Below are 8,361 nucleotides of genomic sequence, written 5' to 3' on the forward strand. Positions count from 1 at the left end.
AGGGCGCCGGGCCCGGGGTCGCGATCAGCGGTCGGACGCGGAGGGAGACGAAACGGGGAAGGAGAGCAGCTCGACCCCGGTGGCCACCAGCGAGGCCAGCCGGTCGGCCGACCTCCCGTGGAAACGAACACGTCGACGCGCGATGCCCTCGCCCACGAGGGTGAGGACCACCCCGTGCGTGGCGGGTTCCACCAGCAGGCTCGCGACCACCGCCTCCGGGTGGAGGACGGTCACCACGACGGGCCCACGCCGCTGGATCGCCGAGGCGGCGCGACGGGCCTGTCCGACTTCGAACCCGACCGTGCCGTCGGCGGCGTCTCCCAGTCTCAGCAACAACAGCAGGTGGCGGGGGCCGAGTTCCAGGGTGACGGCGACCGGCCCCCGGTCGTGTTCGTCCCAACCGACCAGGCGGCCGGTCCAGACGGGCTCCTCGACGGGGTCGGCGGGGTGGTCGGGCAGATGAGGACTCATCACGGTGCACTCCGTCACGCCAGGGGTGCGGCTCCGGGTCCGCTGCGGGGCAGGGCCGGGCGCGCGCCGGTCAGGTTCCGTTCTCTCCACCGGTGTGGACTGCGGGACGGCGTCAGCTGTGCGGCGACGTCCCCCGGCGCGGCGACCGGGAGGGATGCCCGGCGACCTCGCTCCTGGTCGCCGGCCGACCCCCACGTCCCCCGCACCTGCCACGGACGGTACGTCTCCCAGCGGACGGCGTCTGGGACGCGCTGTCCTACTGCCCGTTCGGCCCATTCCCGACTAACCGAATATCCCCAGCCGCTCCGCCAGTCCCCGCAGCCGGCTGGGCCGTTCCCTGGTGAGGAGCTCCGAGACGATGCGACGGGGCATCGTCTGGTGACTCATCCAGTCCGGCGCCATCCGCTCGGCGCTGAGCAGGATGTCCAGGGCCTGTTGCTGGTGACCGAGGCGGGCGTGGGCGAGCGCCCGGTCGGCCAGGTGCCGGGCCCGGGACGCCAACGGCAGGGACGGGGTCCTCGGCATCCTCCTGGCCACCGTGAGCGCCGTGGTGTAGTCCTCGGTCACCACCGCCACGTCCACCCGCTGCATCGCCACCTGGGACGGGCCGAAGTACGTCTCGTAGTCCCGCCGGTCGTGGCCGATCCTGCGGGCGACCGCGTCCGCCTGGGCCACCAGGTGCGCCGCCTCCGCCGACCGCTGGTCCCGGGCCGCGGCGGTGGCGGCGGTGAGGACGAGGCTGCCGTAGGCGGACAGTCGGGTGGCCGGGGCGTCGCCGAGCGGTTCGATGGTCTCCGCGGTGCGCACCGCGAGCCGCCGCGCCTCCTCGTACCGGCCACGCCCGAGCAGCTGCCAGGCCACGGACCCCCGGAGCGTCGCCGACAGCAGTTCGTCGGAGCCGTCCTGGGCGGCGGTGAGCGCCTGCCGGACGGCGAGGAAGGCCGCGTCGTGCTGCCCGAGGTGCACCAGGGAGCAGCCCGTGACCCACAGTCCCCTGGCCAGCAGCTCGGCGGCGGCGGCCCGCTCGCCCACGTTGGCCGCCCGCGCCGTCGCCCGCAGTTGGTGCAGGGTCGGCGCCAACACCGCGCTCAACAGCGCGTACCGGCCGCTCCAGTACGCGCCCCACGCGTACTCGACGATGCGCCTGGCATCGACCAGCGTGCTGGCCTCGCCGGGCGGGGTGTCGCCGTCGTCGATCAGGTCGTCCACCGAGGTGAGCACGCGCCGGATCGCGACGATGCCAGCGTCGGGATCGGTGGAGGGGATGCCGGCCGGGCGCCCGAGCAGCTCGGAGATGTCGACGTCGAGCGCGCGGGCGATCCGCTGGAGACTGCCGATGGACGCGGTCTGCCTGATGCCCTGCTCGAGCTTGCGTACGAGGTCGACCGAGACCCCGGCCCGGTCGGCGAGCTGCTGCTGGGTGATGACCCTTCCCCGCAGTTCACGAATGCGAACACCGATGCTGGTGTTGCCCATCGAAACGACCTCTTCATCCGGATGGCCGCCTCCCGGCCGCGACGGCGCGAAGGGAGTCGCCTCACGGGCGATGAGGTCGGCGTGGTCAGGGACACCGCGGCCCGGTCGGGCGGCGGTCGGTTCGGGCGCCCGCTAGACGGGCGGCGGGCGCAGGTAGACCAGGTTGGCGCCCTCCTCCAACAGGTCGGCGAGCTTTCCGACCGTGTCGGTGAAGCGGATGCGCCAGCCCGGGGCACCTCGGCCGAGGAGGAACAGCACGGCTCCCAGCGGATGGGGCTCGACCACGAGCTGGCAACCGCTGGCCTCCCGGTGCAGGACGGGAACCACCAGCCGGGAGCCGGAGCGCAGGCTCCGGGCGGTCTGTTGGGCTCCCCGGCGGTCGAGCCCGAAGCTACCGACCATCGTCGAGCCGAGCCGGAGGACGACCAACAGCCGGCGGGGGCTGATCTCCACCTGGTTGGTGACCCGCCCGTCCCGCTCCAGGTCCCAGCCGTGCACGCGGTGGAACCAGCGGTAGCGGTCGGGGCCGTCCTCCGGAACCAGCTCGTTCGGCGGAACCGGCAGCCCACCACTCACGATGCTGTCCCCCAACCGAGGGGCCGGCACCATCCCGTCCGGCACTCGGCAGTCCTCGGCACTCCGATCGGCGCAACCCGCTGCGCCGGTTGCGGGAGACGGCCGTTCGCCCATGTCAAACCCCCTAGTCCGGCCGGTAGAAGGTGCCAGGCAAGAAGACCGGCGCCGAGGGGTGTTCCCGTAGCCTGAGAGCCTCCTCACGGTGAACTCACGCACACTCACGGTTGGTGGAATCCATGCCAGACCAGGCTCAGTCCGGAACCGACACCAGGCCGGAACCGGCTGCCTTCATCGCCGAGTTCCGCCGCTGGCGCGACGTCCGGGGCCTGTCACGGGCCGCGCTGGCCAAGGCGATGGACTACAGCAGGTCCTACGTGTCCAAGGTCGAGAGCGGCGGGGAACAGGCTTCCCGCGAGTTCGCGAGGGCGGCCGACAGCGCGCTCAACGCGGGCGGCGCCCTGCGCAGGGCCTGGCGCGAACAACAGGCGTTACGCGGCGGGGCCACCAGGACCCCGAGCCCCCCGCCCGTTCCCGTCATCGAGCCCGCCACCGGTCTGCTGGTGGAGCACGACCACGCCGAACTCCGGTACGACCAGGGCTTCTACACGGCGACCATGCGCCGGAAGATCGTCAACACCGGGGACGCCCCCATCACGCGGTACCTGATCAGGATCTCGGTCGACCGGTTCCCGGACGACCCGCGCCGCTCCAACGACCTCTACCGGGACAACCCCCTCGACTGGGAGGAACTGGGGCTGCGCGCCTGGCACGGGGAGGGCCGCCACGAGCCCATGCGCTGGAGCGTGCAGCACGACCGGGACGCCTTCAAGGAGGTCTGGCTCCAGTTCGCCAACGAGTCCGGCCGGTTCCCGCTGTACCCCGGTCAGAGCACCTGGATCGAATACACCTACCGGGTGCCCGACGACAAGTGGGGGCACTGGTTCCGACGTGCGGTCCGGCTGCCCACCCACCGGTTGTCGATCAGCCTGGACTTCCCCGCCGCGCTCGACCCCTCGGTGTGGGGACTGCACACCTCGATGACGGCCGAGTCGATGCCGTTCCAGACCGCGATCGACACGCACGAACGGGACGGGCGGCGCATCTACTCGTGGTCCACCGACGAGCCCCCGCTCCACGCCCGCTACCGCCTCGAATGGCACTTCCGCAACGACGAGCGCCGGCAGCCCGTCCCCCCGAAGCCGAGCCAGATCATGGCCTCGCTCGGGGTCGTGCAGGAGGGCGACCCGGTCCTCCGCCGGCCCGCCCGGGAGTTCGACCTGCCCTCCGAGGCGTCCGACGCGCAGCGGGTCCTCAGCGAACTGCGGCTGGCCGCCGACCGGGTGATCCGGGCCCACACCTTCGGCAAGGGCATGGGTGTCGCCGCTCCGCAACTGGGCATCGAACGCGCCGCCGCGATCATCCGCCCGCCGGGCAGCTCCGAACCGATCAGCCTGCTGAACCCCCGGGTGATCGAGGCGAGTGACGAGACCGACGAGCAGTACGAGGGCTGCCTCAGCTTCTTCGACGTCCGTTCCCTCGTCCCCCGGCCGCTGGTGATCCACGTCGCCCACCAGGACCTCAACGGCGAACGCCGGATCACCGTGTTCGAGCGGGGCGTCGCGCGCCTCGTGGCCCACGAGATCGACCACCTCGACGGCGTCCTCTGCCGGGACTACCTCGGCGACCGCGCCCAGCCCATTCCCGTCGAGCAGTACCGGAGCAGCGGCCAGGCCTGGTCCTACTCCTCACCCCAGGGCTGAGCCCGTCCAGGGCAACGGCCCGGCCGGCGGTTGGTCGGGAACGGCGATAACAGAGGATGGGCACATGGCCACACTCGCGCAGTGGATCGAGGGCGCGCGTCCGCGCACGCTGCCCAACGCGGTCGCCCCGATCATCGTCGGGAGCGGCGCCGCCTACGGTGTCGACGGTTTCGTGCTGTGGCGGGCGTTGGCCGCGCTGGGCATCGCCCTGCTGCTGATCCTGGGCGTCAACTACGCGAACGACTACTCCGACGGCATCCGGGGCACCGACACGGTGCGGACCGGCCCGCTCCGGTTGGTCGGGTCCGGCGCGGCGACACCGCGACAGGTCCTCTTCGTGGCCATCGGTTGCCTCGCCCTGGGTGGCTTGGGTGGCGCGGTGGTCACGCTGCTCACCCAGCAGTGGTGGCTCATCCCCTTCGGCCTGTTCTGCATCGCGGGAGCGTGGTTCTACACCGGGAGCAAGCGACCGTACGGTTATGCCGGCTTCGGTGAGCTGGCGGTCTTCGTCTTCTTCGGGCTGATCGCCACGCTCGGGACCGTCTACCTCCAGGCCGAACGGATCAGCGGCATCGACATCGGCTGCGCGGTCGCCGTGGGCTGCTTCTCCAGCGCGGTGCTGGTCGCCAACAACCTCCGGGACATCGAGACCGACGCCGCCGTGGGCAAACGCACCCTCGCCGTGCTGCTCGGCGCCCGGGACACCCGGTTCCTCTACGCGGCGCTGGTGACGATCCCGTTCTTCATCACGACGCTGATCGGTCTGCGGAACTCGGCGGCGCTGGCCGGTTTCGTCGCGGTCCTGCTGGTGATCCTGCCGATCAGGACCGTGCTGCGCGGCGGCACCGGGCGAGCGCTGATCGGGGTGCTCCGGGACACCGGGCTGGCGCTGTTGGTGTGGTCGGTGGCCACCGGGTTGGCGCTCGCGCTGGGCTGACGGAACCGGGCCCTCGCCGGTGCCCGGACCGCCCCCCGGCGCGCGGGGGCGGCGAGGCGGTCAGCTCCTGGTGCGTTCGCCGCGCAGTTCGGCGCGCAGGCGTTCCCGCTTCGCCCTGCGCTGGCTGGAGCGCGCGGCCAGCGCGTCCGCCATCCGGGCCCGCAGTCCGCGGAAGGCGACCATCGACACCGCCATCCCGAAGATCAGGGCGATGAGCAGCGCCACGAGGAGGGGAACTCCCAGCAGCCCGAGCAGCAGCGCGAAGAGCAGGACGATGCCGGCTCGCGCGGCGGTGTAGAGCAGCACCGGCCCCAGCCAGGCCACCGGCCCTTCGGCGACCGGCCCTTCGGCGACTGACTCCCGCGCGTGCGCCTCGGACACCGTCGGAGTGTCGCCGGGTCGACTACCGGTGCTCACGGCATCCTCCTCACCCGAGTCCTTGCGGTTCGGGGGCCGACGACCGGGAGCCGTCGCCACCCACCCACGCACCCTACGCGGCCGCGTTCCGGGCGTGACAGCCCCGCACGGGGACGCCGGCCTCACGACTCGACGGGCCCCAGCTCCGCCGGGGTGTTGGGACGCCCCTCGAAGCGGGTGGACAGCACCATCGTCGTGCGGGTGCGGGCCACGCCCTCGATGCGTCGAAGCCGCCCCAGGCTCTTCTCCAACTCGTCCATCGCCGCCACCCGGACCTTCACGACGAAGGCCTCCTCACCCGCGACGGCGTAGCACGACTCCACCTCGGGCAGCTCGGCCAGCGCCTCGGCGATCCGGTCGTCGTCTCCCTCGTTGGTGGGATGGATCCCGACGAGCGCGGTCACCCCGAGTCCGACGGTGCTCGGATCGACGACCGCGTGGTACCCGGTGATCACCCCGGCCGCCTCCAGCTTGCCCACCCGCTCGTGCACGGCGGAGGCGGACAGGCCCACCTGGCGTCCCAGATCCGCGTAGGTGGCACGCCCGCTTACCCGTAGCGCGGCGATGATCCTCCGGTCGACAGCGTCCATGACCGTCGATTGTCCCGGATCGGCGCACGGCGCCCAACGAACCACCGGCGCACGCCGCCTGCCTGCGGTTTTCCGGGCACGCCCGGGGCGGGCGACCGGCGCCGGGTCCGAAGCGAGTGATTCGTGCCTTACTGTCCCTTTACCTACTCACAAGCGTTCGAGTACCTGGTGGGTGAGGTGTCACGATGCGACCGGTACGTCGGTTTTCCCGACAGTCGAGGAGGCTGCTTGTGTCCGGGTCCATCCAGCAGGCCGAGGAACGCTCACCGGAACGACTGCTCACCCCCGGCGAGGTGGCGACCATGTTCCGGGTAGACCCCAAGACGGTGACCCGGTGGGCCACCGCGGGCCGGATCGGCTCGATCCGCACGCCGGGAGGCCACCGCCGGTTCCGCGAGTCGGAGGTGAAGAGTCTGCTCGCCACGCTCACCCGGGAGGCGAGCACGCCGGTGACCGCGAGCTGACCGCCGTCCACCCCAGGCCAGGGGCCGTCGCCGGCCGTTCGGCCGGCTCCGGTCCCGGCCCTGGGACGCCCGCCACCCCAGCCCTGCTCAACATGAACAGTTCGAAACGGGTTAACCTCGCATAGGGACAAGGAGGTGGCGACTGTGCTGTACCTGCTCGCGGCTATCGGCGTGATCAGTGTCGCGGTGCTGCTGTGGCGCGCGTTCGCTCCGGAGCGGGTGGGGGCCGCGCCGCGGCCGGAAACGGCCAAGGCCCCTGATGACGACCCGGAGTTCCTGCGTCGACTGGCCGAGCAGCAGTGGGAGGAACGCCGGCGGCAGCAACGCCGGTCGGAGCGTTCCGATCCCGACAACGAGAACCCCTCGGGTTCCTGACCAGCCCGACCAACCCGGCCACGCCGGAGCGGTCCGGCCGACATCCCGTCGTCCGGGCACCGGCGGCGGCCGGCGAGAACGGGCGAGGCACGGCCGGGCCACCCGCGCGGCGACGCCGCTGGCCACGGCCCCAGCCTCCCCCTGGGACACCTGTGGGCGACGTGGCCCGCCGTCCCTCCCCGGGAAGAACTCAGGTCGTCCGGCTGACCGCCTGCGGGAAGCCGTCGGCCACGGTGGCCGCGAGTTCGAGCAGCCCCAGCCGGGTGTCGGGCCCGAGCCGATCCAGTTCGATCTCCGCCCCCTCCTCCAGGTGCCCGTCGAACGGGATGCGGCAGACGGCCCGGCAGCGGGACTCGAAGTGCTGCGTCAACTTGTCCAGGTCGACCTTGCCCGAGCTCGGCCGGACCGAGTTGATGACGGCGATGGAGCGGGAGACCAGGTTGCGGTAGCCGTGCGCGTCCAGCCAGTCGAGGGTCGCCGAGGCGCTCCTCGCGCCGTCGATGGAACCGGACGACACGATGACCAGCGAGTCGGCGACGTCGAGCACACCCCGCATCGCCGAGTGCATGAGCCCCGTTCCACAGTCGGTGAGGACCACGTTGTAGAAGAGCTCGAGCAGGTCCACGGTGCGCCGGTAGTCGTCCTCGCTGAACGCCTCCGACACGGCCGGGTCCTGTTCACTCGCCAGCACCTCCAACCGGCTCGGCCCCTGCGAGGTGTACGCGCGGACGTCGCTGTACTTCCGGATCCGGTCGGCGTCCCGGAGGAGGTGGCGCACCGTGGCGGTCGTCTCCAGCGGGATCTTCTGGCTCAGGGTGCCCCGGTCCGGGTTGGCGTCCACCGCGATCACCCGGTCCCCTCGGAGGGAGGAGAAGGTGGACCCCAGCGTCGCGGTCGTGGTCGTCTTCCCGACGCCACCCTTCAGGCTGAGCATCGCGATCTTGTAGCAACCCTGGAGCGGCTGGTTGATCCGGGCGATCAGTTCCCGTCGCCGCCGGTCGTCCGCGCTTTCGCCGAGGTTGATGGTCTGCCCGCTGAGCCGGTAGACGGCTCTCCGCCAGCCGGACTGCGGCGGGCGCTTGGCCTGCCGGAGCAGCCTCGAGGAGGAGAGGTCTCGCTGCTGACCTCCGGCCGGTGGGGCGGTGGGCTGCTGGCCCTGCTGGGGGGTGGCGTAACCGTACGGCGGCTGTCCCGCCGGTGCGCCGTCCTGGGTCGGGTGCGGTCCGGACACGGACGGGTCGACCTGGTAGGGCCCCGAACGCGACGGATCGACCTGGTACGGACCCGAACGCGAC

The 8,361-nt window shown here is 72.0% G+C and carries 10 protein-coding genes; 4 read left to right on the forward strand and 6 right to left on the reverse strand.

Annotated features, from left to right (window positions below; translation table 11 throughout):
* Positions 1–24: 24 nt before the first annotated feature.
* The 3 genes from ACTIDRAF_RS0208670 to ACTIDRAF_RS0208680 form a co-directional block, all read right to left on the reverse strand.
* Positions 25–471: a hypothetical protein gene (locus ACTIDRAF_RS0208670; protein ID WP_157162927.1), complete on the reverse strand. Its 447-nt coding sequence runs from the start codon at positions 469–471 to the stop codon at positions 25–27.
* Between the two features lie 282 nt (positions 472–753).
* Positions 754–1,947: a helix-turn-helix domain-containing protein gene (locus ACTIDRAF_RS0208675; protein ID WP_016698344.1), complete on the reverse strand. Its 1,194-nt coding sequence runs from the start codon at positions 1,945–1,947 to the stop codon at positions 754–756.
* Positions 1,948–2,079: 132 nt separating this feature from the next.
* Entirely contained in the window at positions 2,080–2,523 is a 444-nt protein-coding gene (locus ACTIDRAF_RS0208680; RefSeq protein WP_157162928.1) for a hypothetical protein, read from the reverse strand.
* Between the two features lie 236 nt (positions 2,524–2,759).
* Here ACTIDRAF_RS0208680 and ACTIDRAF_RS0208685 point away from each other — a divergent pair, with 236 nt between their 5' ends.
* Positions 2,760–4,283, forward strand: a complete 1,524-nt coding sequence (locus ACTIDRAF_RS0208685) for a peptide deformylase (RefSeq protein WP_016698346.1) — start codon at positions 2,760–2,762, stop codon at positions 4,281–4,283.
* A gap of 64 nt (positions 4,284–4,347) precedes the next feature.
* A complete protein-coding gene (locus ACTIDRAF_RS0208690; RefSeq protein ID WP_016698347.1) occupies positions 4,348–5,220 on the forward strand; it encodes a 1,4-dihydroxy-2-naphthoate polyprenyltransferase in 873 nt (290 codons plus the stop codon).
* 60 nt (positions 5,221–5,280) lie between these two features.
* On the opposite strand, the gene ACTIDRAF_RS0208695 is transcribed toward ACTIDRAF_RS0208690, so the two are convergent.
* Both ACTIDRAF_RS0208695 and ACTIDRAF_RS0208700 read right to left on the reverse strand, forming a co-directional pair.
* Entirely contained in the window at positions 5,281–5,637 is a 357-nt protein-coding gene (locus ACTIDRAF_RS0208695; RefSeq protein WP_016698348.1) for a DUF4229 domain-containing protein, read from the reverse strand.
* A 122-nt stretch (positions 5,638–5,759) separates the two neighbouring features.
* Positions 5,760–6,227 (reverse strand): Lrp/AsnC family transcriptional regulator, encoded by a 468-nt coding sequence (locus tag ACTIDRAF_RS0208700; protein WP_016698349.1) that lies wholly within the window; start codon positions 6,225–6,227, stop codon positions 5,760–5,762.
* 230 nt (positions 6,228–6,457) lie between these two features.
* Between ACTIDRAF_RS0208700 and ACTIDRAF_RS0208705 the strand changes: the two genes are divergently transcribed.
* Together ACTIDRAF_RS0208705 and ACTIDRAF_RS27890 are read left to right on the forward strand one after the other, a co-directional pair.
* Complete coding sequence (locus tag ACTIDRAF_RS0208705) at positions 6,458–6,691, forward strand: BldC family transcriptional regulator (RefSeq protein WP_016698350.1); 234 nt, start codon at positions 6,458–6,460, stop codon at positions 6,689–6,691.
* A gap of 135 nt (positions 6,692–6,826) precedes the next feature.
* A complete protein-coding gene (locus ACTIDRAF_RS27890) occupies positions 6,827–7,066 on the forward strand; it encodes a hypothetical protein (protein WP_425359120.1) in 240 nt (79 codons plus the stop codon).
* Positions 7,067–7,256: 190 nt separating this feature from the next.
* On the opposite strand, the gene ACTIDRAF_RS0208715 is transcribed toward ACTIDRAF_RS27890, so the two are convergent.
* A partial coding sequence (locus ACTIDRAF_RS0208715; RefSeq protein WP_016698352.1) for a nucleotide-binding protein occupies positions 7,257–8,361 on the reverse strand: 1,105 nt, incomplete at its 5' end.

It is taken from the genome of Actinoalloteichus spitiensis RMV-1378 (assembly GCF_000239155.1).
Classification (GTDB): Bacteria; Actinomycetota; Actinomycetes; order Mycobacteriales; family Pseudonocardiaceae; genus Actinoalloteichus_B; species Actinoalloteichus_B spitiensis.

Bases quoted from the DNA above. Each gene is read 5' to 3' on its own strand.
- ACTIDRAF_RS0208685 (WP_016698346.1), top strand. From the start codon at position 2,760: ATGCCAGACCAGGCTCAGTCCGGAACCGACACCAGGCCGGAACCGGCT.
- ACTIDRAF_RS0208690 (WP_016698347.1), top strand. From the start codon at position 4,348: ATGGCCACACTCGCGCAGTGGATCGAGGGCGCGCGTCCGCGCACGCTG.
- ACTIDRAF_RS0208670 (WP_157162927.1), bottom strand. From the start codon at position 471: ATGAGTCCTCATCTGCCCGACCACCCCGCCGACCCCGTCGAGGAGCCC.
- ACTIDRAF_RS0208675 (WP_016698344.1), bottom strand. From the start codon at position 1,947: ATGGGCAACACCAGCATCGGTGTTCGCATTCGTGAACTGCGGGGAAGG.
- ACTIDRAF_RS0208700 (WP_016698349.1), bottom strand. From the start codon at position 6,227: ATGGACGCTGTCGACCGGAGGATCATCGCCGCGCTACGGGTAAGCGGG.